Origin of the sequence: Brachybacterium tyrofermentans, assembly GCF_014897585.1 — a bacterium.
GTDB lineage: Bacteria > Actinomycetota > Actinomycetes > Actinomycetales > Dermabacteraceae > Brachybacterium > Brachybacterium tyrofermentans.
This window is the reverse complement of the sequence record NZ_JABUXW010000012.1, coordinates 38,508-64,537: the sequence shown is the minus strand read 5'-3', so window position 1 is coordinate 64,537 and position 26,030 is coordinate 38,508. Positions and strand designations below refer to the sequence as shown.

Sequence of the window (26,030 nt, the reverse complement as noted above, 5' to 3'; positions counted from 1 at the left end):
GGGCGCCGCCGGTGTTGTGGGAGCAGGTGACGGGACGCGTCGTCGCGTCACCAGCGATGGGCGACGTCCACGACGATCCGGGAGCCGTTCCCCGGTCCGTCCAGGACGAACGCGCGCATCGGGAGCCGGGCGCGCACGCCCAGGCCGATCGTGGTGGACCCTTCGAAGCTGCCGGCGAAGGCGACCTGCTCGAAGGTGCGGTAACCGTCGACATCGACGGCGGTGTTCGCGGAGGACGGGTCGTAAGTGGCCCGGCCAGCGCTGTCGTACGCGGGAGCGTTGAGGACGATCTGCAGATCGGCGCCGCCGGCGAGGCGCACGGTGGATCCGGATCCGGGGCGGTGGACCGCGGTCACATAGGCCACCGAGTATCCGGTGACGGAGTGGTCGAGGTCGATGACGAGACGGTCATAGCAGTCATGCCGGCCCGTGCGCAGATCATCGAGGTGGGCCGAGGACGTTCCGGCCCGTGATGCGGGAAGGGACCCCCAGGCGATGCCGCAGTACGGCGCGGCATTGGCTGCGAGCGGTGTGGTCAGTCCCAGACCGACGAAGAGCACAAGACTGGCGAGCACGGAGAGCACGCGTTTCATGGCAACCTCTTTCGTGGCCCGGTCGGTGCCACGGCGGCATCGGCCGTATCGCCAGTGTCCGCCTGTGCGGAGCGCCGATCCAGTTGCCCGACGGTAATGACCACGTGATCGTGATCTGCCTCTGACCAGCATTTTCTGGTCGTGTGGCCGAAGAGGACGAGAGGGGACGTCGTATCGCCTCAGGGCTGGGGCATCCCGGTCATCGGCCCCTGCTGCGGGGAATGCCGGTCCAGGAACTCGAGCATCGCGACCCGGTCCACCCCCGTGAAGGTGCCCGAGGGCATCGCGGCGAGCAGGGAGGCGTGCAGGCGCGCCACCGGCCACACGCTGCCCTGCCAACGATCCTCGGCAGCCGGCTCGGGCTCGCGGCAGCACTCCTGGTCGGGGCACGAGGACGCGAACCGACGGGTGGTCTCGCGGCCCCGGAACCAGCGGGTGTGCTCGAAGCGGGTGCCCACCGAGATGGAGAACTCGCCGCCGGGGCCGGGCTCGATGTGGGAGGTGCACCAGTAGGTGCCGCCGGGCTTGTCGGTGTACTGGCAGTACGGGCTCATGCGGTCCTCGCTCTGGAAGACCTGGCGCGCGCTCCACCAGCGGCACACCAGCTGCCCCTCCACCGCGCCCAGCGCATCCGTCGGGAAGCGCACCGCGTCGTTCTGGTAGGCCTTGACGATCGCGCCGCTGAAGTGGGTCTTCAGGAAGTGCACGGGCAGCTCGAGATGGCGGGTGACGAGGTTCGTGAAGCGGTGGGCCGCGATCTCGTAGCTCACGGAGAACTCATCGCGCAGGTCCTCCACGGACAGCTCGCGCTGGGCCTTCGCGGAGCGCAGGAAGTCCACGGCCCCCGCCTCCGGCAGCAGCATGGCGCTGGCCAGGTAGTTGACCTCGACGCGTTGTCGCAGCAGTTCGCCGTAGTCGGCAGGCTCCTCCTCGCCGAGCACATGGGCGGCGATCGCCTGCAGCACCGTGGTGCGCGGGTCGGTGGCGCTGCGCTCGAGGGGCAGGTAGATGCGCATGTTCTCGGCATCGGTGATGCTGCGGGTGGAGTGCGGCAGGTCGCCCACCGAGTGCAGGCTGAAGCCCAGCTCCGCAGCCAGCAGCGAGACCTTGCGGTGCGAGAGCGGGCCGCCGCGATGGTCGATCCGCGCCAGCAGGTCCCGCGCGGTCGCCTCGAGCTCGGGGTAGTAGTTGCCCGAGCGCGACTGCTCCTCGCGCAGCTGCCCGTTCACGCGTCGTGCCTCCTCGGGGGTCGCGGCGCGCTCGCGATGCAGGTGCTCGAGCTCGTCGTGCAGGCGCAGGATCGTCTCGATCGCGGCATCGCTCAGCGAGCGGCGCACGGGGAGGTCCGGCAGGTCCAGCCCCTGGTACAGCGCGCCGGCCTGCGCCTTCTCGAGCGAGATCTCCAGGGCGGCCCGACGGGAGGGGGCCTCCTGCCGCAGCAGGTCCTCCACCTCGACCCCGAGCACGCGGGCGATGCGCCGCAGCTCCCCGAGCCGCAGCTCGCGCCGTCCGTTCTCGATGACGGAGAGCTGCGAGGGGGCCCGCTCGAGCGCCTCGGCGAGCTCGCGCAGGGACAGGCCCCGCTCGAGCCGCCGGGCGCGGATGCGGCGGCCGATGGTGAGGCGATCGGAGGAGTCGTCGGGATCCACGTCGTCGTGTGCCATGGCGGAAAGGATGCCACGCCGGAAGTTCTCCGTGCCAGAAATATGGCAGAAGTTCTTCCACTCGGCCCCTTCGGCTCGGGGAATCGAGCCTCCAGAGTGGGAGGACCCGACGAAGTTCGCCGGGATCGCTCGACCCTTTCGGTCGGACGTGGAGCAGCAGAGGAGTCCACCATGGAGCAGTTCACCCGCCGCACCGGTGACCAGAGCATCACCGCCGCCGAACTCGCCGCCGAGTGGGATCTCGACCCCCGGTGGCGCGATGTGCGCCGCGACCACACCGCGGAGGACGTCGTCGCCCTCGCCGGCCCGGTCCGTGAGGAGCACACCCTGGCCCGCCGCGGCGCGGAGTCGCTGTGGGATCTCGTCCAGCAGAACACGGAGGACCCCGGCAGCTGGGTGCGCGCCCTGGGTGCCCTCACCGGGAACCAGGCCGTGCAGCAGGTGCGGGCGGGGCTGAAGGCCATCTACCTCTCCGGCTGGCAGGTCGCGGCCGATGCGAACCTCTCCGGGAAGACCTACCCGGACCAGTCCCTCTACCCGGTCAACTCCGTCCCCGCCGTCGTGCGCCGGATCAACAGCGCCCTGCTCCGGGCGGCCCAGATCGAGCACGCGGAGACCGGCGCCACGAGCCGGGACTGGACCGCACCGATCGTCGCGGATGCGGAGGCAGGCTTCGGCGGACCCCTGAACGCCTACGAGCTCATGCTCTCGATGATCGAGGCGGGAGCCGCCGGCGTGCACTGGGAGGACCAGCTGGCCAGCGAGAAGAAATGCGGCCACATGGGCGGCAAGGTCCTGGTCCCCACCTCCCATCACGTGCGCACCCTCGGGGCGGCCCGGCTCGCGGCCGACGTGGCAGGAACACCCACGGTGATCATCGCCCGCACCGACGCCCTCGCGGCGACCCTGCTGACCAGCGACGTCGACGAGCGGGACCGGGAGTTCCTCACCGGGGAGCGCACCGCGGAGGGCTTCTACGAGGTGCGTCCGGGCATCGATGCGGTGATCTCCCGCGGCCTGGCCTATGCGGAGTACGCGGATCTGCTGTGGGTCGAGTCCGCGGAGCCGGATCTCGAGCTGGCCCGCACCTTCGCCGAGCGCATCCACCGCGACTTCCCGAACCAGAAGCTCGCCTACAACTGCTCGCCGAGCTTCAACTGGAAGCGCCACCTCGACGACGCCCAGATCGCGCGCTTCCAGCGCGAGCTGGCCGCCATGGGGTACGCCTTCCAGTTCATCACCCTGGCCGGCTTCCACTCGCTCAACCACGCGATGTTCGAGCTGGCCAGCGGGTACGAGACGAGCCAGATGTCCGCGTTCGTCGAACTGCAGGAGGCGGAGTTCGCCTCTGCGGCCTCCGGTTTCACCGCCCATCGCCACCAGGCCGAGGTGGGCACGGGGTACTTCGACCGGGTCTCCACCGCGCTGAACCCGAGCAGCAGCACCCTCGCCCTCGCCGGCTCCACCGAGACCGCCCAGTTCCACTGATCCGTCGAGCGCACCGAGCGCAGCGACCACACCGACTGCACCGGCTGCGCTGACCACCCCGTCCTCTGCGACCGCACCGAGCAAGGAGCATCCGATGACCCTCACCCAGGACACTCGACCCACCCGACCCCACCAGACCGCTCAGACCGACCGATCGGACCCGACCCGACCCGGTCCGTCGGCCGAGCGAGGCACCCTGGAGGTGCTCGGCGCGATGTCCGAGCGCTTCGAGGAGATCCTCACCCCGGCGGCCCTCGACTTCGTCGCCGGCCTGCACGACCTCTTCCACTGCGAGCGTCACCGGCTGCTGCAGGCGAGGACCCTGCGCCGCGAGTCGATCGCCGCCGGGGCCATGTTCGACTTCCTCCCCACCACCGCCGCCGTGCGCGAGGATCCCGAGTGGACCGTCGCCGGTAGCGGCCCCGGCCTCGAGGACCGTCGGGTGGAGATCACCGGCCCCACCGACCGCAGGATGACGGTCAACGCGATGAACTCCGGGGCCCGGGTGTGGCTCGCCGACCACGAGGACGCACTCAGCCCCACCTGGGAGAACATCATCGGCGGGCAGGTGAACCTGCACGACGCGATCCGCCGGCAGATCGACTTCGTCTCCGAGCAGGGCAAGGAGTACCGCTTGGGCGAGGAGACCCCGACCATCGTGCTGCGGCCCCGCGGTTGGCACCTCGATGAGGCACATCTGCGGTACACCGGCGCGCGCGGCCGCAGCGGCCGGGCCATCGCGGCCCTCGTGGACTTCGGGCTCTACGCCTTCCACAACGCCCGCGAGCTCGTCGAGCGCGGCGCGGGCCCCTACTTCTACCTGCCCAAGCTCGAGTCCCATCTCGAGGCGCGGCTGTGGGACGAGGTGTTCACGCACACGGAGCAGCACCTGGACCTCCCGCACGGCACCATCCGCGCCACCGTGCTCATCGAGACGCTGCCGGCGGCGTTCGAGATGGAGGAGATCCTCTACGAGCTGCGCGACCACTGCGCAGGGCTGAACGCCGGCCGCTGGGACTACCTGTTCAGCATCATCAAGATGTTCCGCGATCGGGGACGGCGGCGGGTGCTGCCGGACCGCTCGGAGCTGACGATGACCGTGCCGTTCATGCGGGCATACACGGAGCTGCTGGTGAGCACCTGCCACCGCCGCGGCGCCCACGCGATCGGCGGGATGAGCGCGTTCATCCCCGACCGCCGGGATCCGGAGGTGACGCGGCAGGCCCTGGAGATGGTCTCCGACGACAAGCGCCGGGAGGCGACCGACGGCTTCGACGGCACGTGGGTGGCCCATCCCGACCTCGTCCCCGCGGCGCAGGCGGAGTTCGACGCCGTGCTCGGCGAGGCTCCCCACCAGCTGCACCAGCTCCGGGAGGACGTCGCCGTGACCGCCGAGGACCTGCTGGACCTGCACGTGGAGGGAGGCCGCGTGACGGAGGCGGGGGTCCGCCAGAACGTGCGGGTGGCGATGCGCTACCTCGACAGCTGGCTGCGCGGGCAGGGCGCCGCGGCGATCGATCACCTCATGGAGGATGCGGCGACCGCCGAGATCTCCCGTTCCCAGCTGTGGCAGTGGATCAACCAGGGCATGCTCACCGAGCGGGGCATGCCGGTGGTGGCCGAGAAGGTCGAGTACCTCATCGAGCAGTGCGCCGAGGAGATGTCCCGTGAGGAGGGCAGCCGGGCGAAGGACGCCGCGGCGCTGCTGAGCGAGGCCGTGCTCGGAGAGACGTTCCCGGCCTTCCTCACGACCGCCGCGTACGAGCTCCAGCTCCGGTGAATCGAGGGCGGGGAGGGACCGCCGGGCAGGACGCCCGGCGGTCCCTCTCGTCGTCTCAGGCGCCGCGGATCCGGTCCAGGAACCGCTGGTGGAACCGGGTCTCCCCGGTGGACTCCGGGTGGAAGGCGATCCCCAGGAGGCCGTCCTGCTCGGCGGCCACCACCGGGCCGTCAGGGAGGGAGGCGAGTGCTGTCGCCGAGGGGCCGAGCTCCTCGATCGCCGGGGCCCGGATGAAGGCGGCCCGGATCGTCGGCGGACCGAGAGCAGGCACCTCCAGCTCCGTCTCGAAGGACTCGACCTGACCGCCGAAGGCGTTGCGTCGCACCGTCGCATCGAGACCGCCGAACGTCTCCTGACCGGCGATCCCGTCGGCCAGACGGTTCGCGAGCAGGATCAGCCCTGCGCAGGTGCCCAGCACGGGCAGGCCGCCCGCGATCACGTCGCGCAGCGGGCCCTGGATCCCGAACGCCCGGGAGAGCTTGTCGATCACCGTCGACTCCCCGCCGGGCAGCACGAGGCCGTCGAGGCCGACCAGCTCGCCCGGCCGGCGCACGAGCGCGACCTGCGCGCCCAGCTCGGTGAGCACCCGGGCGTGCTCGCGCACGTCGCCCTGCAGCGACAGGATGCCGACGCGGGGCGCGGTGGTCACCAGCCGCGCTCGGCCAGGCGGTGCGGGGCGGGGAGATCAGCCACGTTGATGCCGACCATCGCCTCGCCCAGCCCGCGAGAGGCCTCGGCGATCACCGAGGGGTCGTCGTGGAAGGTGGTCGCCTTGACGATCGCCGCGGCCCGCTGCTCGGGGTTGCCGGACTTGAAGATCCCGGAGCCGACGAAGACGCCGTCGGCCCCCAGCTGCATCATCATCGCGGCATCCGCCGGGGTCGCGACGCCGCCTGCGGTGAACAGCACCACCGGTAGGGCACCGGTCTCGGCGACCTCCTTGACCAGCGAGTACGGGGCCTGCAGCTCCTTGGCGGCGAGGTACAGCTCGTCCTCGCTCTTCGCCGCCAGCTCCCGGATCTGGGCGGTGATGGTGCGGATGTGCTTGGTGGCCTCGGAGACGTCGCCGGTGCCGGCCTCGCCCTTGGAGCGGATCATCGCGGCGCCCTCGGTGATACGGCGCAGGGCCTCGCCGAGGTTGGTTGCGCCGCACACGAAGGGCACGGTGAACCGCTGCTTGTCGATGTGGTGCACGTAGTCGGCGGGGGAGAGCACCTCGGACTCGTCGATGTAGTCCACCCCGAGCTCCTGGAGGATCTGCGCCTCGACGAAGTGGCCGATGCGGGCCTTGGCCATCACCGGGATCGAGACGGTCTCGATGATGCTGTCGATCATGTCGGGATCGCTCATGCGGGAGACCCCGCCCTGGGCGCGGATATCCGCCGGGACCCGCTCGAGGGCCATGACCGCGACGGCGCCGGCGTCCTCGGCGATCTTCGCCTGTTCCGCGGTGACGACGTCCATGATGACGCCGCCCTTCAGCATGTCCGCGAGCCCGCGCTTGACGGTGCCGGTGCCCGTGGTGGGGGTGCTGGGAGTGGGGGTGCTGTTCATGAGGTGTCCTTGTCGCTCGCGCGGCGCGGGCCGACGGTGTCCGACGCGTCGACCCTCCCTGCACCACATTGGCCTAGGCCAAAAAGTAGCACGGCATGGGTCAAGCGTCGACGGGTGGTCCACGGAGCGTGTGGGCTGGGTGGTGTCGACAGTGCGGAGCAGTGTCGGCACGAGGAAAGTGGTGCGACGTCTTGCTGAGGGCTTGCTGTCGTCGCGCTGGTCGAAATGCATGACGATAACACAGAGTAAAAGGTCTGCGTGCGCATTGTTGAACTACGCATCGAGGCATTCTCAATGCGGCCTCAGTGGTAATCTCTGGCCATGGATAATCGGGCCGCAGGCCGTTCAAGATCGCTGCTGGTCTCGACCTTGATCTCCTCGTACGTCACGGCGGCCGGGACGGTAACAGCCGCTCCTAAGATTCGCAAACTCGCTGCACTCACGGGGATCAATGCAGTGGGTAATGGGCTTTTCGCGACCGTGAACATCCTGTTCTATACGCAGCATCTCGGATTCTCGATCGGGATGGTCTCGACGGCTCTGTTCACGGCGACCGTACTGGCGATCGGCGGGGACTTCCTCAGCGGGAAGATCTCCGATGCGTGGAGCCCGAAACCGGTGTTCCTCTCCGGGCTGGTCCTGTCCGCTCTTGCCACTGCCGTGCTCGTGGTCGTCTGGAACGGACTCAGCTTCGTCATCGCCCTGTGCCTCATCAGCCTCGGCCAGGGACTGTGCATGTCCTCGAACACCGCGCTGATCCGCCGGATCGCTCGAGAGAACCCTGCTCTCGTCCGTGCTTCCCTGAGGTCGGTGCTGACGATCGGCATCTCCCTCGGTGCTCTCGCGGCGGGCATCGTGCTGGGCTCCGGTCTGCTGGGGGCCTTCCAGGTGGCGATCCTGGCGAACGCTCTCACCTTCGCCGTGGCTGCCGTTCTGCTGACGAGGATTCCCGTCCCGGCCTCGCCTCCTGGAGCTGCCCGAAGGCCGAGCCCGGTTCTGCCGGACCGCCGGTTCACGGTGTTCTCCCTGGCCAACGGGATGGTCAGCATCTATCTGCACGCGCTGTCGTTCGCTCTGCCGCTGTGGGTCATCGTCAATCACCCGGGAACGACGTGGGTCGTCGGAGTCGTCGTCGCCGTGAACTCGCTTCTCGCAGCCGCGCTTCAGGTGCCGGCCAGCGCCGGAATCACGAGCATCGAGTCCGCCGGTCGTCGACTCGTCGCCGGTGCGATCTGTGTTGCGGTGTCCTATCTGTTCTTCGCCAGTGGATGGACGACGTCGGACGCGGTTCTCGTCCTGGCGCTCATCGCCTTGGTGTCGCTCCATACGCTGGGTGAGGTGCTCTACACCGCCGGGACCATGGAGCTGCTCTTCCGGCTGGCACCTGAGGAGCGCCAGGGTCAGTACGGGGCGTTCTACGGGATCAGCAACGGTCTGCTGGCCTCCGTGGCGCCATGGGTCCTGGGGCTGGCGGTCGCAACCACCGGGGGATGGGGCTGGTGGGTGCTCGCAGTCGTCACCCTCCTGCTCGCGCTGGTCATCCGAGCCGTCAGCCTGCGTCCGGACCCCGCCTAGACTCGGTCGGGTGAGCAACGACGACGACCTGGTGATCAGCGGCGGGACCGCCGTGGAGATCGCCGACAGCGTGCGGGCCCTCGTGGACCGCGGCGAGCTGGCCCCGGGGCAGAGCCTGCCCTCCGTGCGCGCCCTCGCCGAGCAGCTGCAGGTCAACCGCAACACCGCCGTGGCCGCCTACCGGAACCTCGCCCGCTCTGGCGTGGTCGTCTCCCAGGGGCGCGCCGGCACGCGGGTCGCGCAGCGGGCCGCCGTGGCGCAGGAGGGCTTCGCCGCCGCCGGGTCCCTCCGGGATGTCGGCACGGGCAACCCCGATCCGCGCCTGATCCCGGACCTCGCGCCGGCGCTGGCCGCCGCCGCGGGCCGCCCGGTGCTCTACGGGGAACCCGTGATCGACCGCGATCTCGAGCAGTGGGCCCGGGACTGGATGACACCGGACGCCCCGGGGAACCCCGCCGACGTGCGGCTCACCCTGACCAGCGGCGCCGTCGACGCCGTGGAGCGGCTGCTCGCCCAGGCGCTCATGCGGGACGACGCCGTGGCCCTCGAGGACCCGTGCTTCCTGGCCAGCATCCACATCGCCCGCCTCGGCGGATATCGTGCGGTGCCGGTCCCGGTCGACGCCGAGGGGATGACCGTCGAGGGCCTGCGCTCCGCCCTGGAGCAGGGAGTGCGCGCCGTCGTGTGCACCCCGCGCGCCCAGAACCCCACCGGGGCCTCGCTCAGCGAGCAGCGCGCCGCCCAGCTGCGCGAGGTGCTCGACGAACATCCCTACGTGCTGGTCATCCAGGACGACTACTACTCCTACCTCTCCCAGCGGCCCTTCCACTCGATCATCGGTCCGGGGCATCGGCGCTGGGCGCTGCTGCGATCGGTCTCGAAGTTCGTGGGCCCCGACATGTGCCTGGCCGTGACCGCCACCGACCCTGACACCGCGGGCCGGCTCGCGCAGCGGCTCAGCCCCGGCACCACCTGGGTCAGCCATCTGCTGCAGCGGATCACCCACGCCGTGATGCGGGACCCTGATTCCCTGGCGCTCATCGGCCGCGCCGGCGCCCACTACGCCGAGCGGAACGCGAGCTTCGCCGCCCGCCTCACCGCGCTGGGCCTGCCGGTCGAGGCCGGCGACGGGATGAGCCTGTGGGTGCCCGTCCCGGCCCCGGCCCGTGAGGTCGCCGAGCGGCTCATGCGGCGGGGGTGGCTCGTGCGCACCGGGTACGACTTCCGGCTCGCGCCCGAGGCGGGATCCTCGCGCCACCTGCGGCTCACCGTGCACGACCTCTCCGACGAGGACGCGGGGGCGCTCGCCGCCGACGTCGCGGACGCGGCCCGCGACGCCGCCTGAGTGCACGGAACTCCTCTCGGTGACCCAGTTCACAGGCTAAGGTCCTCGGCATGCTGGATTCGCTGACCCGCACCCGCCTCTCGGCCATGATGTTCCTCGAGTTCTTCGTGTGGGGCGCCTGGTTCGTCACCCTGGGGACCTACCTCGCCAGCGATCTCGAGGCGACGGGCAGCCAGATCGCGCTCGCCTTCCTCACCCAGAGTCTCGGCGCGATCCTCGCCCCCTTCATCGTGGGCCTGATCGCCGATCGCTTCTTCGCCGCTCAGCGCATCCTCGGCGTGCTGCACCTGTTCAGCGCGGTGATGCTGTTCCTCGCCGGGCGCCAGGAGGACTTCGGTCCCTTCTTCGTCTTCGCCCTGCTCGCGATGGTGTCCTTCATGCCCACCCTGGCGCTCGCGAACTCGATCTCGTTCCGCCGCATGGAGAGCCCGGAGCGGCAGTTCCCCAGCGTGCGCGTGTTCGGCACGATCGGCTGGATCATCGCGGGCCTGCTCATCGGCTGGCTCGGCTGGGAGACCGGCGGGGCGCTCTCGAACACCTTCGTCATGGCCGCGATCGGCTCGGCGCTGCTGGGCGTCTACGCCTTCACCCTCCCGCACACCCCGCCGGAGCCGAGCGACGGCCCCGCCACCGTGCGGGACATCCTGGGCCTCGATGCCCTGGCGCTGCTGAAGTCCCGCTCCTACCTGGTCTTCTTCATCGCCTCGATCCTCATCTGCATCCCGCTGGCGTTCTACTACAACTTCACCAACCTCTACCTCAACGAGATCGGGGTGCCGAGGGCCGCTGCGGTGCAGTCCCTCGGGCAGCTTTCGGAGGCCGGGTTCCTGCTGCTCATGCCGCTCATGCTGAGGAAGCTCGGTGTGAAGAAGACCCTGCTCATAGGCATGCTCGCCTGGGCCGCACGCTATGCGATGTTCGCTCTCGGTGACTCCGGCTCCCTGCTGTGGCTCGTGGTGATCGGACTGCTGCTGCACGGCGTCTGCTACGACTTCTTCTTCGTGGCAGGGCAGATCTACACGGACCGCTTCGCCCCCGCGCGGGTGCGCTCGGCTGCGCAGGGCCTCATCTCCCTGGCCACCTACGGCGTGGGCCTGCTGATCGGCTCGCTGATCTCCGGGCCGATCGTCGACGCCTTCCTCGCCGCCGACGGCACGCATGACTGGATCCCGATCTGGCTGGTGCCGGCCGCGCTCGCGCTGCTGGTCGCGATCTTCTTCGGGAGCATGTTCCGGGAGCAGCAGACGGCCGACGCGATCGGCGGGGGCGACGGGGCTGGCAGGGCCGACGTCGCGACGTAGGCGCTGTGCCCGATCTCAGAGCTCGCGGATCACCCGGGCGGGGTTGCCGACGGCGACCACGTTCGCCGGGATGTCCTTCGTGACCACGGCGGATGCTCCGATGACCGAGTTGTCGCCGATGCTCACGCCGGGCAGCACGGTGACCCCGCCGCCGAGCCACACGTTGTCCCCGATCGTGATCGGCTCGGCGCGCTCCAGGCCCTCCCGCCGGGGCCCCGGGTCGGTGGGGTGGATCGGCGTGAGCAGCTGGACGTTCGGGCCGATCTGGCAGTCGTCGCCGATGGTGATCGCCGCGACGTCGGCCGCCGTGAGGTAGTAGTTCACGAAGGTGCGGGCTCCGAGGGTGACGTTGCTGCCGTAGTCCAGGGAGATCGGCGGGCGCACGACGGTCTCTTCACCGACCCCGCCCAGCAGCTCCTGGAGCAGGTCACGGGCCTCCGGGGCGTCATCGAGCCACGCCCGGTGGTACCGATCCGCGAGCTGAGCCGCCTGCAGCTGGAGCGTCCCGAGCTCCTGGTCGGAGATGTACCAGTCGCCGGCAAGCATTCGTTCGCGCTGGGTGCGGGTGTCGGCCGGGTCAGGAATGCTGCTCATGGCAGTGAGGGTAGCGGGCCGCGGCCGGGTCGTGAGGGCTCGATCCTGGACCGACGGCGCGCCCTCAGACCACGCAGAACTCGTTGCCCTCGGGATCGGCCATGACGACGTGGTCGGGGCCGTCGGGTCCGTCGTGCTGCTGGAGGACCGTCGCGCCGAGGCCGGTGAGGCGCTCGACCTCCGCGGCGACCCGTGGCCACCGCTGATCCTGGGGGATCTGCCGTCCGCCCCCGGCCTGGACGTCCAGGTGAAGCCGATTCTTGACCGTCTTCGCCTCGGGGACCCGCAGGAAGGAGATCGAGGGTGCCGCGCCCGTCGGATCCTGGAGGTAGGCGCCGTCGTCCCATTCGTCCTCGGGCACGTCATAGGCGATCAGCCACGCCTCCCAGCTGGCGTAGCCGGCCGGCACCGGGGCGGGCTCGTAGCCGAGCGCCTCCGACCAGAAGCGCGCCAGCAGCGCGGGGGAGGAGCAGTCGATCGTGAGCTTCCATGGGGTGGTCATGGTGGTCCCTTCGTCGGGTGGCGAGAGCATAAGCGGCAGGACCGACGCTCCGTCGCGCCGCCCGTCGGCGTTCCTGCGGACGGCGGTCGCCGCTGCTGCAGACCTCCCACCGATCGCTGCTGCGGCGGACGCCCTGACCCCTGGCGACTCTTGACACCGCACGGGACTCCGGGAAGGATTACGCAAACCGCTTTCGTAAATAGGGTCCGTCCAGCCCGGAAGGTTGACCATGACCACGTCGTCACCACCCGTCGCGCCAGTGCGCGTCGGCATCATCGGAACCGGCGGCATCTCCCGCGCCCACACCCCGGGATGGCTGGAGATCGGTGCCGAGCTGCACTGCTTCAGCCTCGACGGGGCGGAGGAATACGCGGAGCAGTTCGGAGCCACCGTCCACGCGACCCTCGAAGACCTCCTCGCCGCGGTCGACGTCGTGGACGTCTGCACCCCCACCGCCGTGCACGCCGAGATCGTCCATCAGGCGCTCGACGCCGCCAAGGACGTCGTGTGCGAGAAGCCGCTCGCGCTCACCACCGAGGATGCGCGCGCCGTCGTCGAGCATGCCGACCGCGCAGGTCGTCGCCTGTTCCCGGCGCACGTGGTGCGGTTCTTCCCGCAGTACGCCGCAGCCCGGGCCGGCGTCGAGGCTGGCACCATCGGGCAGCTCGCGGTGCTCCGCTTCGAGCGCACGGGATCCTTCCCCACACAGCCCTGGTTCGCCGACGAATCGCAGTCCGGCGGCATCATCATGGACCAGATGATCCACGACATCGACCAGGCGATCTGGCTCGCCGGGCCCGTCGAGCGGGTCTACGCCCAGCAGTCGATCTCCAGCTCGACCGACACCGTGCGCACCGCCCACGCCGTGCTCACCCACACCGGTGGCGCCATCAGCCACTGCCGCGGCCTGTGGGGCCCGCCCGGCACCACCTTCCGCTACACCTTCGACCTCGCCGGGGACGCGGGCCGCCTGCAGTACGACTCCGCCGGTGATCCGGGCGTCGTCTTCGACGGGGTCGCCACCGAGCAGCAGGCCGCCGGTGACGGCTTCCTGCCCGACGTGAGCGGCATGCGCAGCCCGTACGCCGAGGAGATCCTCGAGTTCGCGGCCGCCCTCCGCTCCGGAACCCCCACCCGGGTCAGCGCGGCCGACGGTGCCTACGCCGTCGAGGTCTCCCGCGCCGCCCTCGAATCCCTGCGCACCGGACGGAGCATCACATGCTGACCGCATCGCCCACCCCGGGCACGCTGAAGATCGCCCTCATGAGCTGCGCGCACACCCATGCCGGGGCGTACGCGGCCCTGCTCGAGCCGCGCGCCGACATCGACCTGGTGGTCGCCGATCCCGACGGGTTCGGCGACGTGCAGGGGGTGACGGTCGTCGGCTCCTACGACGAGGCCTGGAACGCCTGGCCCGAGGGTCCCGACGCGATCGTCGTGACCAGTGCGAACGCCCACCACAAGGACCTCGTGCTCGAGGCGGCCCGCCGCAGCGTGCACGTGCTGTGCGAGAAGCCGCTGGCCACGAACGTCGCCGACGCGGAGGCCATGGTCGCCGCGTGCGCCGAGGCCGGCGTGGTGCTCATGACCGCCTTCCCGGTGCACTTCGCGCCGGCCGTGGAGACCCTGCGCGCCGCTGTGGCCGACGGCGCCCTCGGCGAGGTCATCGGCATCACCGGCACCAACAACGGCAAGCTGCCCGACACCCGTGCCTGGTTCACCGACGTGGAGCTCGCCGGCGGTGGCTCCCTCGTAGACCACACCGTGCACATCGCCGAGATTCTCGACTCGATGGTCGGCCCGCCCACGACGGTGCACGCCATCACCAACCGCATCCTCTGGGCGGATCGGGCCGGCGCGGGCGCCGAGACCGGCGGGCTCGTCACCCTGACCTACGACTCGGGTCTGGTCGCCATCATCGACTGCTCCTGGTCGCAGCCGGCCGACGCCCCCACCTGGGGCGGCCTGCGGATCCAGGCCGTGGGCACCGGCGGTCAGCTCCAGGTCGACGCCTTCGCCGAGCACGTCGGCGGGCCCGGCCAGTGGCTGCCCTACGGCGTGGACCCCGACGCGGCCCTGCTCGAGGCATTCCTCGGGGCCGTGCGGGCGGGCCAGGCCGTGGAGCCCTCGGGCGACGTGGGCCTGCGCACGGTGCGCGTGGTCGCCGCGGCGCAGGAGTCGGTGCGCACAGGTCAGCCCGTGGAGCTGGCGCGGGCCTGAGGCCCGACCCTCCCGGTACTCCCGCTTCCCAGTTCCTCGGATACCCAGCCGTCGGCGCCGACGGCTGGGTATCCTATGGGAAATCGGGACCACTGCTGCGTGGGTTCGGCCGTTGACGTCCGGACCCCCGCGCTCGAAGGGAATCATCAGATGGCCATCAGACGACAGGTGCTGCGCGACGAGGTCGAGGAGCTGATCCTCCAGCGTCTGCTCGAGGCCCGGTGGGCGCCGGGCTCCCGCCTGAGCATCGACGGACTGGCCCGCGACCTCGAGGTCTCACCCACCCCGGTGCGCGAGGCGATGGTGTCCCTCGAGCGCTCCGGCCTGGTGGAATACGTCGCGCTGCGCGGATACGTCGTCGCCCCGATGCTGGACGGCGATCAGATCACCGAGCTCCTCGCGGCCCGGAAGATCATCGAGCTCGCGGTGCTGGACCGTGCCTTCGAGCACTGGGACGACCTGCTCGCGGACCTCGAGGCGGCGCAGGCCCACCACGCCGAGATCATCGAGCGCATCGATGCGGCGGAACAGACCAGCGAGGTCTCCTACGAGCTGGTCCATGAGCACTTCCAGGCGGACTGGGGCTTCCACCAGGTGCTCTACAAGCATGCGGACAACCGCTACCTCGCCCAGATGTTCGAGAGCCTGAGCACCCACACGCACCGCATGCGCCAGACCTGGGAGGGCGGGCCGCTCCAGCTCGACGCCCGCGAGGCGTACGAGGAGCACGGCACGATCCTGGCGAAGGTGCGCCAGCACCATCACGACGCGGCGCTCAAGGCGCTCGCCGACCACCTCGACGCGGTGCTCGTGCGGTCCATCCAGACCAGCGAGGTCGAGGCGCAGGCCACCACGGAAATCGCCTGAGCTGTGGCGGCCTCCTCAGGAGGTCGCCGACGGGCGCCGATCGCTCATTCGTGCGGATCATCAACGGGTGCAGGTCCCCGACGGGTGCGGGTCGCCGTCGGCGTCAGCGGTCCTCGAACGGATCCGCGGCCTGATCGGGCAGGCGGCGCCTCAGGAACTCGAAGTGGACGTCGAGCGAACGGGTGACCCCGGCGACGATGTCGTGCTCGATCCGGTCCAGCTCTTCGCCGAGCGCCGCCAGCTGCTGGTCGATGCTCTGCAGATTCGTCAGGGCCTTCTCCCGTGCCTCGCCGGTGACGGGGGAGAGGAAGCCGGCGGTGTCCTCGAGGGCACGCACCAGCTCCGGGACGTAGCGAGCGGCCATGCCCTCGAGCATCAGCACGTCGTCGTCGGACGCACGACGGGACTGCAGAGCCGCGGAGCCCACCAGGGCATTGATCCGCTGCAGCAGCAGCTCCGCCCGGTTCAGCACCGGTTTGACCGCCGGGCCGGGCTTGGCCCGCCGCATCCGGGTGAGGCTCCGTCGCTGGTGCTTCGTGGAGTGCACGATCTTCTCCAGCGCCGCCCGGGTCCCGGCGGGGAGCTCGGTGGCACCCAGACGCACCGGCTTCTGTGTGCGGTTGCGCAGCAGGAAGGCCGTGCCGCCGCCGACGACGACGCCGACCCCCAGGCCGGCCAGCAAGGGAGCCAGCAGGCCCGCGCCCCCGATCAGACTGCTCACCCCGAGCACCATGAAGCTGCTGATCCCGAACGTGCCGCCGAGGACGGTGGGCACGACGGTGGTGAGCCATCGCCCGCGCCGACGCGGCACGGCGACCGCCGTCGAGAGCGGGGCATGGACCGTCCCCACGAGCGGATCACCAGGTGGGCCCCACGCAGGGCGGTGTCCCGCCGCCGTCGACCGGGTCATGTCCCGGCCTCGGGGCATGGGACGGGGGCGGGGCATACGACCCCGCCGATCAGGTTGAGCATTCGTCCGGAACTGCTCGCTCATGGGCACCCCCAGGCCTCTCGTGGGACTGAGCTGACGTCCGCGGCGGGGACGACGGGCCGGGCATTCGTGCGGGGCCTCTGCGGAGGACCCGTGTGCGGGACCCAGCTGCTGGACCCATCGACAGGACCCAGCTGCAGGGCCCGTGTGCAGGGACCGGCGTCGTCTCTCGTCACCGACTGCTCTCAGGGTATCGCCGGACCCCGAGCAGGGCCTGGGGGCCATCCCCCGGTTTCCCCGGGGGCACGGCGCTCAGGACCCTGCGTGGGCCTCGGCGATGCGCAGCAGCTCGAGGTAGCCGTCGAGCTCCCACGCGGTACGGCCGACGAACAGGCCGGTCACATGGTCGATCCGGAGCAGGTCCGCCGCGTTGTCGAGGTTCACGGAGCCGCCGAACAGGATCCCGGCGACCGTCCCGGTGTACTGCGCGCCGAGGGCGGCGAAGGGCTCGATCAGCTCCTCGACGGTCGCCGGTCGGCCCTTCTCGCCGATCGCCCAGATCGGCTCATAGGCGATGACCACACGCGAGAGCTCCTCGGCGCTGAGCCCGCCCAGAGCCCCGGCGGCCTGCTCCAGGATGAACTCGGAGGAGCCGCCGGCATCCTTCACCGCGAGGCTCTCGCCGATGCACAGCAGGGGCGTGAGGCCATGGCGCAGGGCCGCGGCGACCTTCAGCCGCGTGGTCTCCACGGTCTCGCCGAAGTGCTCACGACGCTCCGAGTGACCGATCTCGACGATCTGCGCACCGGCATCCTTGGCCTGCGGCACGGACACCTCACCAGTCCAGGCGCCGGCGTCCTCCCAATGGGCGTTCTGCACCCCGAGCAGCACGGGGGAGTCCTCGCCGAGGACCTCCCGCACGGTGGTGGTCGCGGTGAACGACGGGATGACGAACGGCTGCACGCCGGTCGGGGCGGCACGGTCCAGGTTGTCCTGGCCGCCCAACTGGTCGCGCAGGCCCTCGGCCCACGCCCGACCCTCGGCCAGGGTCTTGGTCATCTTCCAGCTGGTGCCGATCCACAAGGTGCTCATGCGGGATCCTTCCGTGTCGTTCGAGGGGTGCTCCGGGTCCTGCGGAGGTCACCGTGCGTCCAGCCCGCGGCGCCGTTCCCGACGCCGCGCAGGGGTGACGCCGGTATCAGTCTCCGGTGTCCCGGTGCGCTCCGGTGACTCCCGGTGCGCCGTGGGGACTCTCGCCGGGGCGATTCGGCCGGTCGTGCTCCGAAAGGTGCCATCCAGGTGGAACCTTTCGGAGCACGGCTGCGGGCGGGGTCGGGCGGGTCAGGCCTGGTCGAGGGAGCCGTCGTAGGCGCAGATGGCGTCGACCTTCGCCGCGGAGGAGGACTCCGGGTCGAACTCGAGGTCGAGCCACACCTTCACGAGCTCCTGGGCGGCCTGGAGGCCGATCACGCGCTGGCCCATGCACAGCACCTGCGCGTTGTTCGAGAGCACGGAACGCTGCACGGAGTAGAGGTCGTGCGCGGTCACGGCGCGGATCCCGGGGACCTTGTTCGCCGCGATCGCGACGCCGAGGCCCGTGCCGCACACCAGCAGCGCCCGGTCCGCCTCGCCCGCGGCGACCTTCTCCGCGGCCGCGACGGCGACGTTGGGGTAGAAGGTGCCGTCGTCGGCCGAGCCGACGCCGACGTCGAGAACCGATTCGACGCGGTCGTCCGCCTCGAGCAGGGCCTTGAACTCTTCCTTGTAGCCGTAGCCGGCGTTGTCGCCGCCGACGATGATCGTCAGTGCCATGAGGGTCTCCTTCGAGTGGTGAGGTGAGGTGGTTCCAGGATGTCAGGCCAGGTGCTGCCCGAGCTCGGTCATGAGGATGGAGAACGAGATCGCGCCGGGGTCGGGCGTGCCGAGGGACTTGTCGCCCAGCACGCGGGCCCGGCCGAGGCTCGCGGTGATGTCGGCGGTGGCGTCGGCCGCAGAGCGGGCCACGCCGGCGGCCGAGAGGATCGCCGCGGAGGCGTTGTCGCCGGTGAACGCGTCGGCGAGGGCGGCGCGGAAGGGGATCGCGGCGTCGACCATGGTCTTGTCGCCCTCCGTCGCCCCGCCCAGGCGCAGCACCGCGTCGATGCCCGCGTCGACCGCCTCGACGATCGTGCGGGGCGAGCTGCCGGCGTCGTCGGCGAAGGTGCTCGCTGCGGCGATCAGCGCGCCGCCCCACAGGGCGCCGGAGGTGCCGCCGGCGGATTCGGACCAGGCCTCGCCGGCGCGGACCAGCAAGGTGCGGGCTCCGGCGCCGTCGGCGAGGGCCGTCTTCGCGGCGGCCGCGGCGCCCTTGGTGCCGTAGGCCATGCCCTGGCCGTGGTCGCCGTCGCCCGCGATCGCGTCGATCCGGCCCAGCTCGGCCTCCTCGCGGGCGCAGACGGCCTCGAACAGGTCCAGCACGCCGGCGATCCTGGTCGCGACCTCGCGGGACTCCTCGGTGGACTCGGGGGTCTCGTCGGCCCCGGCCTCCCAGAAGGTCTCGCGACGGGGGCGCTCCACGGCGGGCGTGGCGCCGCGGTGGAAGGCAGGGGTGTCGACGGGGGCCAGCCAGTGCTGCTCCAGCTCCTCGTCAAGGAACACCAGGGTCAGGGACAGCCCGGCCATGTCGAGGCTGGTGATGAACTCGCCGACCTCGGGGCGCACCGGCGTGATGCCCGCGTCCTCGAGCAGCTCGGCGACCTTCGCGTAGACCACGAAGAGCTCCTCGTACTTCACCGTGCCCAGGCCGTTGACGATCACGGCGGCGCGGCCCCGATAGCCGTCCGCGGCGCGCTCGGGCTGCTCGGCGAGGACGCCCTCGACCAGCAGCGCAGCGATCTCGTCGGCCGATCCGATCGGCTCGTCGCGCACACCGGGCTCGCCGTGGATGCCCAGACCCACGCCCATCTGCCCGTCGGCGACATGGAAGAGGGCCTCGGAGGCGCCGGGCAGGGTGCAGCCGTCGAAGGCGACGCCGAAGGAGCGAGTGGCGTCGTTGGCCTTCCAGGCGATGCGCTCCGCCTCGTCGAGGTCCGCGCCGGCCTCGATCGCCGCGCCGGCGATCTTGAAGACGGGCAGGTCACCGGCGATGCCGCGGCGGTCGCGGTGGTTCTCCGGCGTGTTGGAGACGATGTCGTCGCTGACCTTGATGATGCGCACGTCGATGCCCTCGGCGCGCAGCTTCTCCGCGGCCGCCCCGAAGTGGAGGACGTCGCCGGCGTAGTTGCCGAAGCCGAGCACCACGCCGCCGCCGTTCTCGGCGTTGCGGGCCACCGAGTACACCTGCGAGGCCGACGGAGAGGCGAAGATGTTGCCGCACGGGGCGCCGTGGCCCATGCCGGGGCCCACCCAGCCGGCGAAGGCGGGATAGTGGCCGGAGCCCCCGCCGATCACCAGGGCGGGCTGCCCCTTCGGGGTCGCGGTCGGACGCACCACGCCGCCGTGCACGACGGCGATGTGGTCGGGGTGGGACAGAGCCAGGCCGCGGACCGCATCGGTCGCGAAGTCGGCGGGGTCGTTGAAGAGATACGTCATCGGTGAGATTCCTCCACAGGGCGTCCGAATCGGGGGACCGGCGGCGCGCAGTCGGTGTCGAACGGGTGGGGTCGGTGACCCCGTCGTCCCCACGATCCTATAGGAAAAGTTCGGGGTGGGACAGCGACGGGATCAAGAGCTGGAGTGCAGGGTCGGCGACGGCCGTCGCCGGGGTGCGGGGATCGTCGGTCGATGCGGCCGCATCGGGGGAAGCAGGCGGAGCCGTCAGGCGATGAGCCAGACCAGGCTCAGGATCACCATCGCGCTGACACCGAGCACCGTGGTCAGCACGGTCCACGTGCGCAGCCCATCGGCGACCGACAGCCCCAGGAACTTCGTCGCGATCCAGAATCCCGAGTCGTTGATGTGGGACAGGGTCAGCGAGCCCAGGCCGATCGCCAGGATGATCAGCGCGACCTGGAGCGAGGAGTAATCGCCGGCGAGCACGGTGCTCTGGATGATCCCCGCAGCGGACAGCGTGGCGACGGTGCCGGAGCCCTGGGCGACCTTGAACACCAGGGCGACCAGGAAGGCCAGCAGCAGGATCGGCACACCCGCGTCGAGCAGGAGCCCGGAGACGGCGTCGCCCACACCCGTCTCGGTGAGGACCTTGGCGAACACTCCGCCGGCTCCGGTCACCAGGATGACGATCGCCGCGGGGCCGAGCGCGCCGTCCATGACCTCGCTGATCTGCTGCCTGCCCCAGCCGTGCATGACGCCGAGCAGGTACATGGCGATCAGGGTGGCGACCAGCAGTGCGAAGGCGGGAGCGCCGATGAAGGAGAGCATGTTCGCCGCCGAGCTGCCGTCGGGGAACACGAGAGTCCCCACCGTGCCGCAGGCGATCATCACGATCGGCAGCAGGATCAGGGCGATCACGAGCGTCGCCGGGGGACGCCGATGAGTCTCGCCATCCGCTCGCACCTCGCCGTCCGTCGGGACCTCGCGGTCCGTCAGGACCTCGCCGTCCGTCGGGGCGGTGTCGAGGGCCGAGGGCGCGGAGCCTGTGGTGCGCCCGCCCGATGCGCCGGATCCTGCTGCGCAGACGCTCGCTGCGCCGGCTATCGCGTACTTCTGTGAGATCTCGGGATCGAGGGAGAAGGCGCGGGAGCCGATGACCTTCGTGCCGACGACGTGCACCAGGACGCCCATGGGAATCGCGAGCGCGATGCCCAGCAGCGTCACCAGGCCCATGAGGTCCTGGCCGAGGAGCGTCGTGGAGCCGACGACTCCGGGGTGCGGGGGCACCGTGTTGTGGATGAACACCATGAGCACGGCGACCGGCATGCCGATCGCGATCGGAGCACGATGCCCGGCCGCCTTGGCGAAGGCGAAGATGATCGGCACCAGGATGATGAAGGCGACGTCGAAGAAGATCGGGATCGCGACCAGCCCGGAGGCGATCAGCAGCGCCTGGGCGAGGCGCTTCTCGCCCAGCACCTCGGCGGCGCGCTGGGCGATCACCTCGGCACCGCCCGTCTTCTCGATGATGCCGCCCAGCATCGCCCCGAGCCCCACCAGCAATGCCACGCTGCCGAGGGTGCCGCCCATCCCCTCGATCATGAGGGGGACGACGTCCTGGATCGCGACGCCGGCGGCCAGGGCGGTCAGCACGGAGACGACCAGCAGAGACACATAGGCGGGCCACTTCAGCGCTATGACCGTGAACAGGAGGATCGCGATCGCGGCGACGGCGATCCCGAGCAGGAGGAATGGCGACATCATCGGGCCTTTCTCGGTGGGCCGGGGCGACCTGGGTCAGGGCGCCCCGGCAGAGGGGGTGCTGGTCAGCGCTCGATTGTGTCGAGGTCGAGCATCGTGGCGAGGACCTTGTCGAGCTCGGCGTCGTCCCAGACCTTGGTCCAGTCGGGCTTGATGATCGACTCGCGGCCGTAGTCCATGGCGCGCAGGCAGGCGTCGGAGAACGGGTTCGAGCCGCGCAGCGCATTGGTCAGCGAGATGAAGATGTGCCCGTAGAACAGGGCCTTCACGGCGTCCTCGGGGATGCCGACCTCGTGGATCGCGTGGTCCATGGAGTCCTTGAGGAACTGGCCGATCATGCAGCCGGTGGTCTCCACCAGGGTGGGCTCGAGCTGGGCGAGCTGCTTGATCGTCACCCAGTGCACGTCGATCACGGGGGCGTAGATCGCGCGGATCACGGCGGCGGTGCGCTCGCGGATCGCCTCGTCCCCGCCCTCGTAGGCGGCCACGACCTCCTGCGGCGCGGCGATGCCGCCGAAGGTGTCGGCCCACTCCTCGGGGGTGGTGCGCTCGAGGAAGACCGACGGATGGGCCGGGTGCGCGCAGGCCTGGTGGATGCCCTCGCGCTCGGCGAGCAACCCGGCATAGGCGGCGGCGGGGTCGAGGGTGAGCAGCACCGAGCCCTCCTTCATGAGGGGTACGACCTGCTCGGAGACCTTCCCGAGGATGACATCGGGGATCGCGAGGATGACCACGTCGGCGGCCTTCGCGGCGTCCTCGAGCTCGGTGACCTCACGGCCCAGCTCGGCCAGACGCTGCTGGCCGGATTCGGAGGCCTCCACGTAGTACACGGGAGCGTCGGTGAGGTTGAGGTTGTTCGAGACGCGGGTGCCCATCTTGCCGGCCGCTCCGACGACGGCGACCGAGATCGAGGGGTCCAGCTCCACGGACTTGCCGAAGAGGGGGTTGAGTTCCTTGCTGCTGGTCATGGCATGACTCCTTCGTGGGTGGTGCCCCGGGTGGGGCGCTCTGATCGGCCCGGGCGGGCCGCTGGCGGTGGTGACGTCGGGTGCAGAGGCAGGTGCAGGTGCGGGGGGCCACACGCGGTGGGGCGGTGGGGCAGTGGGGCGAGGCCTGCGGCTCAGCCGACGCGGGCGTCGCGCCAGGCGCGCAGGGCCGCGAGGGTGCGGTCGGTCCAGGCCCGCTCGGCGGTCAGAGTGCTCTGCAGGTCTCCCTGCCAGGGCAGCCAGTGCTCGACGATCGCGCTCGGGGTGCGGTGCTCCCCGGTCGGACCCTCCCGGTGGGGCTGGGCGGCGCGACGTCCGGTGGCCGGTGCGGCCTCGCCGTACACGGCGGCGAGCTCGTGCTCGAGGTCGAGGAGCCCGTCCCCGAGCGGTGCGCCGGAGAAGGTGAAGCCGACCCAGCCCTCCTGACGGGCGAAGGCGAAGTCCTTCACGTGCAGGTTCACGGTGCGGCGCGCGCACGACTCGACCACCTGCTTCGGGTGCTCGAGCGCGGAGACGCAGTTCGCGGGGTCCAGGCAGATCCCCACGAGCGGGGAACCGACCGCCTCGATCACCTGCAGCAGGGTCGTGGTGGGCACCTGCTCGTAGGTCTCCAGGGCGAGGGTGACCTCGAGGGCCTCCAGGCGAGGGAGGACAGCTCGCAGCTCCTCCACCGCGGACTCGGCACCCTCGGCGATCTCCGGTGACTGGATCATCGAGCGCAGGGTGCGCGCGCCGAGCGCCTCGGCGATGTCGAGGAAGCGCGACAGGTGCTCGCGGCCGATGGTGCGGGTGCCGAGCTCGAGCTCGACGCCGAGGATCTCGGCGCGCTCCCGCAGCTCCCGCAGCTCGGCGGCGTCGAGCTGCTCGACGCGGGGGTCATCGCAGATCTGGAAGACGTCGCAGCCCAGCTGGGCAGCGCGATCGATCATGCCGGCGATGCTCAACGGCTTGGGGTTGCGGCCCTCGAACTCCCAGAACAGGGCATAGGTGCCGATGCCGATCGGGAAGGGGTGCGTCATGCGCGGTCACTCCATCGTGGGAATCGCGGTGTTCAGGAAGTTCGTCGCGGCTGGGCTCTCAGACCGGGCTGCTGTGGCGCCGCGCTGGAGGTTGTGCCGGTCGTGCCGGTGGATGCTGCCGGTGTTGCCGACGACCTCGCCGACACTAGCGCCACAAATGGTAATTGGTCAACCGGTTGGCCAATTGCGGAGAGGATCTTGAGGCCGGCCCGCCTTGCAGAGACGCCTCGGACGTCGGTCGATTGGGCCGTGCCGGTACTGTGAGACGTTGTGACCACCCCATCCCTGCATGCCGCCGAACCGTCGGACGACGACAGCGCGTCGCCTGCCCGTTTCGGGGCTCGCCGGATCGTTCCCACAGGCCTGAACCGCTCTCCGAGCAGCGCCGTCGCGCACCGCCTGCTCGATCTCCTGCTCGGTGAGTCGATGCGCCCCGGTGATCGCCTGCCGGGCGAGCGTGCGCTCGCCGAAGAGCTCGGCGTGGGCCGGAGCGCGGTGCGCGAGGCGATCTCCGCTCTCGAGGTGCTCGGTGTGGTGGAGACCCGCGCCGGGTCGGGCACCTACCTGCGCTCGGGCACCTCGGAGCTGCTCCCCAGCACCCTCAGCTGGTCGCTGCTGATGGACCAGGAGCGCACCGCCGAGCTGAGCGTGGTGCGCGGTGCCCTCGAGCGCAGCGCCGCCCAGCTCGCCGCGCTCACCGCCACCGCCGAACAGAAGGCGGAGCTGACGGGGATCGTCGAGGATCAGCGGGCTGCGGCCGACGACCCCGAGGGGTACGTGGCCGCCGACGTCGCCTTCCATCGCGTCCTCGCTCAGATCGGCGGCAACGCCCTCGTCGGCGAGCTGCTGGCCACCACGCGCACCCTTCTGCGGGTCTGGTTCGAACGGTCGGTCGACAACCGGGAGGACATCGACCGGGCGATCCTCGAGCACGGGATGATCGCCGAGGCCGTCGCCGCCGGCGATGCCGCCGCGGCTGGAATGGCGATGGAGCAGCACATGGCTACGGCCGCGGAGCGGCTCCTGCGGGATACCACGCCAAGCGCCTGACCTGGCGTCCACGTGGGACGACGGCTCGATGAACGGCACGCGGGGAAGCGTGGACCGAGGCGCGTCGTCCGCCTCTGGGTGACCACCGACCCGGGAGGAGGTCATCGACGCTTCTCGCGACTGCTCCTGCCCGCCACGTCGCCGTGCCGTCAGGGCGACCTCGTGCTCGGTACCCGACCCCGCTGGACGTCGTCGTGTCACCAGTGCCGTCGAACGGCGATCGACGATTTCTCGCGGAAAGCCTTCCCACGATGGCGAACGATCCTATAGGATCGACGGCAACGAGACGTCACGAGGAAAGAGGACAACGATGTTCACAGCGGAGAACTGGCCCATCGGAGCCAACATGCTGTCGTTCGGCAGCACCACGACGGACGGCACCCCCACCCTGGAGGCCTCCTCCTCGGTCTGGGCCTCCCAGCTGCGCCAGGTCAAGGCGCTCGGCGTCGACCAGATCGACCCCACCGACGCCTGGCTGCCGCTCGCGAAGCTCTCCGACGAGCGCGTCGAGGAGTTCCGCAGCGTGCTCGACGGCGAGGGCATGACCCTCTCCTCGATCTCCATGACCCGCAACTCGGTCGTGGACGTGAAGAACGGCGAGCAGAACGTCGCCGACGCGCTGCGCTTCATCGACCTCGCCCCCAGCTTCGGCGTGAGCGTGGTCAACACCGGCTTCATGCAGGCGACCACCGAGGCTCAGCAGAAGGCCATCTGGTTCTGGCTGGCCGACGGCCACGTCGACGACCCGGCGCTGCGCGACCTCGCCATCGAGCGGATCCGCACCCTCGGCGACGCCGCCCGCGACCAGGGCATCGAGGTCAGCCTCGAGATGTACGAGGACACCTACGTGGGCACCGCCGACGAAGCCGTGGCCTTCGTCAAGGACGTGGGTCACGAGGCCGTGGGCCTGAACCCGGACATCGGCAACCTCGTGCGCCTGCACCGCGAGGTCGAGCCGTGGGCGGACATGTTCGAGAAGGTGCTGCCCCACTCGAACTTCTGGCACATCAAGAACTACACCCGTGACCTCGACCCGGCCACCGGCGCGTACTCCTCGGCCCCGATGCCGCTGAAGTACGGCTACATCAACTACCGCCAGGTGATCCTCCGCGCCCTCGAGCTCGGCTACTCCGGTCCGTTCTGCTGCGAGCACTACGGCTCCGACTCCCTCGGCGTCATCGCCGAGAACGTGCAGTACATCCGTCAGGTGCTGGCCTCTGCCCTCGCCTGATCCGCAACCCGCCAGAACAATCCCTTCCGAACAAAGGA

The 26,030-nt window shown here is 70.5% G+C and carries 23 protein-coding genes; 10 read left to right on the top strand and 13 right to left on the bottom strand.

Going from position 1 to position 26,030, the window contains the following annotated elements; all coding sequences use genetic code 11:
* Window positions 1-47: 47 nt before the first annotated feature.
* On the bottom strand, window positions 48-593 hold the full coding sequence (locus tag INT49_RS10390) for an AMIN-like domain-containing (lipo)protein (protein ID WP_193117670.1): 546 nt from the start codon (window positions 591-593) through the stop codon (window positions 48-50).
* A gap of 179 nt (window positions 594-772) precedes the next feature.
* Window positions 773-2,257, bottom strand: a complete 1,485-nt coding sequence (locus tag INT49_RS10385; protein ID WP_193117669.1) for a helix-turn-helix transcriptional regulator — start codon at window positions 2,255-2,257, stop codon at window positions 773-775.
* Between the two features lie 171 nt (window positions 2,258-2,428).
* Between INT49_RS10385 and aceA the strand changes: the two genes are divergently transcribed.
* Complete coding sequence (aceA, locus tag INT49_RS10380; protein ID WP_193117668.1) at window positions 2,429-3,745, top strand: isocitrate lyase; 1,317 nt, start codon at window positions 2,429-2,431, stop codon at window positions 3,743-3,745.
* 94 nt (window positions 3,746-3,839) lie between these two features.
* On the top strand, window positions 3,840-5,525 hold the full coding sequence (gene aceB, locus INT49_RS10375) for a malate synthase A (protein WP_193117667.1): 1,686 nt from the start codon (window positions 3,840-3,842) through the stop codon (window positions 5,523-5,525).
* Between the two features lie 55 nt (window positions 5,526-5,580).
* Here aceB and pdxT read toward each other — a convergent pair whose 3' ends face one another.
* Both pdxT and pdxS read right to left on the bottom strand, forming a co-directional pair.
* Entirely contained in the window at window positions 5,581-6,177 is a 597-nt protein-coding gene (gene pdxT, locus INT49_RS10370; protein ID WP_193117747.1) for a pyridoxal 5'-phosphate synthase glutaminase subunit PdxT, read from the bottom strand.
* Entirely contained in the window at window positions 6,171-7,079 is a 909-nt protein-coding gene (pdxS, locus tag INT49_RS10365; RefSeq protein WP_193117666.1) for a pyridoxal 5'-phosphate synthase lyase subunit PdxS, read from the bottom strand. Before pdxS ends, pdxT begins: the two co-directional genes overlap by 7 nt.
* Before the next feature lie 321 nt (window positions 7,080-7,400).
* Here pdxS and INT49_RS10360 point away from each other — a divergent pair, with 321 nt between their 5' ends.
* From INT49_RS10360 to INT49_RS10350, 3 genes are read left to right on the top strand one after another with little or no spacing between them, the layout of a single operon-like run.
* The gene (locus tag INT49_RS10360; RefSeq protein ID WP_226850233.1) at window positions 7,401-8,654 is read left to right on the top strand and encodes an MFS transporter; all 1,254 of its coding nucleotides are present in this window, start codon (window positions 7,401-7,403) and stop codon (window positions 8,652-8,654) included.
* A gap of 10 nt (window positions 8,655-8,664) precedes the next feature.
* Window positions 8,665-9,999 (top strand): aminotransferase class I/II-fold pyridoxal phosphate-dependent enzyme, encoded by a 1,335-nt coding sequence (locus tag INT49_RS10355; RefSeq protein WP_193117664.1) that lies wholly within the window; start codon window positions 8,665-8,667, stop codon window positions 9,997-9,999.
* 50 nt (window positions 10,000-10,049) lie between these two features.
* A complete protein-coding gene (locus INT49_RS10350; protein ID WP_193117663.1) occupies window positions 10,050-11,300 on the top strand; it encodes a nucleoside permease in 1,251 nt (416 codons plus the stop codon).
* Between the two features lie 15 nt (window positions 11,301-11,315).
* On the opposite strand, the gene INT49_RS10345 is transcribed toward INT49_RS10350, so the two are convergent.
* Window positions 11,316-11,894, bottom strand: a complete 579-nt coding sequence (locus tag INT49_RS10345) for a sugar O-acetyltransferase (protein WP_193117662.1) — start codon at window positions 11,892-11,894, stop codon at window positions 11,316-11,318.
* 64 nt (window positions 11,895-11,958) lie between these two features.
* Window positions 11,959-12,396: a VOC family protein gene (locus INT49_RS10340; RefSeq protein WP_193117661.1), complete on the bottom strand. Its 438-nt coding sequence runs from the start codon at window positions 12,394-12,396 to the stop codon at window positions 11,959-11,961.
* Window positions 12,397-12,625: 229 nt separating this feature from the next.
* Between INT49_RS10340 and INT49_RS10335 the strand changes: the two genes are divergently transcribed.
* The 3 genes from INT49_RS10335 to INT49_RS10325 all read left to right on the top strand — a co-directional run bounded on the left by INT49_RS10335 (window position 12,626) and on the right by INT49_RS10325 (window position 15,483).
* Complete coding sequence (locus INT49_RS10335; RefSeq protein WP_193117660.1) at window positions 12,626-13,621, top strand: Gfo/Idh/MocA family protein; 996 nt, start codon at window positions 12,626-12,628, stop codon at window positions 13,619-13,621.
* Window positions 13,615-14,616: a Gfo/Idh/MocA family protein gene (locus INT49_RS10330; RefSeq protein ID WP_193117659.1), complete on the top strand. Its 1,002-nt coding sequence runs from the start codon at window positions 13,615-13,617 to the stop codon at window positions 14,614-14,616. The genes INT49_RS10335 and INT49_RS10330 overlap by 7 nt, the downstream gene beginning before the upstream one ends.
* A gap of 150 nt (window positions 14,617-14,766) precedes the next feature.
* Complete coding sequence (locus INT49_RS10325; RefSeq protein WP_193117658.1) at window positions 14,767-15,483, top strand: GntR family transcriptional regulator; 717 nt, start codon at window positions 14,767-14,769, stop codon at window positions 15,481-15,483.
* A 103-nt stretch (window positions 15,484-15,586) separates the two neighbouring features.
* Here INT49_RS10325 and INT49_RS10320 read toward each other — a convergent pair whose 3' ends face one another.
* The 7 genes from INT49_RS10320 to INT49_RS10290 form a co-directional block, all read right to left on the bottom strand.
* Window positions 15,587-16,393: a hypothetical protein gene (locus tag INT49_RS10320; RefSeq protein ID WP_226850231.1), complete on the bottom strand. Its 807-nt coding sequence runs from the start codon at window positions 16,391-16,393 to the stop codon at window positions 15,587-15,589.
* A gap of 333 nt (window positions 16,394-16,726) precedes the next feature.
* Window positions 16,727-17,506 (bottom strand): triose-phosphate isomerase, encoded by a 780-nt coding sequence (locus INT49_RS10315; protein WP_193117657.1) that lies wholly within the window; start codon window positions 17,504-17,506, stop codon window positions 16,727-16,729.
* A 249-nt stretch (window positions 17,507-17,755) separates the two neighbouring features.
* Window positions 17,756-18,226, bottom strand: coding sequence for a ribose-5-phosphate isomerase (locus INT49_RS10310; RefSeq protein ID WP_193117656.1), 471 nt, complete (start codon window positions 18,224-18,226; stop codon window positions 17,756-17,758).
* A 42-nt stretch (window positions 18,227-18,268) separates the two neighbouring features.
* Complete coding sequence (locus INT49_RS10305) at window positions 18,269-19,984, bottom strand: dihydroxyacetone kinase family protein (protein WP_193117655.1); 1,716 nt, start codon at window positions 19,982-19,984, stop codon at window positions 18,269-18,271.
* A 225-nt stretch (window positions 19,985-20,209) separates the two neighbouring features.
* Window positions 20,210-21,709, bottom strand: a complete 1,500-nt coding sequence (locus INT49_RS10300; protein WP_226850229.1) for a GntT/GntP/DsdX family permease — start codon at window positions 21,707-21,709, stop codon at window positions 20,210-20,212.
* Between the two features lie 62 nt (window positions 21,710-21,771).
* Window positions 21,772-22,674, bottom strand: coding sequence for a phosphogluconate dehydrogenase C-terminal domain-containing protein (locus INT49_RS10295; RefSeq protein WP_193117654.1), 903 nt, complete (start codon window positions 22,672-22,674; stop codon window positions 21,772-21,774).
* Window positions 22,675-22,826: 152 nt separating this feature from the next.
* Window positions 22,827-23,711, bottom strand: a complete 885-nt coding sequence (locus INT49_RS10290) for a sugar phosphate isomerase/epimerase family protein (RefSeq protein WP_193117653.1) — start codon at window positions 23,709-23,711, stop codon at window positions 22,827-22,829.
* Window positions 23,712-23,981: 270 nt separating this feature from the next.
* Between INT49_RS10290 and INT49_RS10285 the strand changes: the two genes are divergently transcribed.
* Window positions 23,982-24,761, top strand: coding sequence for a FadR/GntR family transcriptional regulator (locus INT49_RS10285; RefSeq protein ID WP_193117652.1), 780 nt, complete (start codon window positions 23,982-23,984; stop codon window positions 24,759-24,761).
* 310 nt (window positions 24,762-25,071) lie between these two features.
* Window positions 25,072-25,992, top strand: a complete 921-nt coding sequence (locus tag INT49_RS10280; protein WP_193117651.1) for a sugar phosphate isomerase/epimerase family protein — start codon at window positions 25,072-25,074, stop codon at window positions 25,990-25,992.
* The last annotated feature ends 38 nt before the right edge of the window (window positions 25,993-26,030 follow it).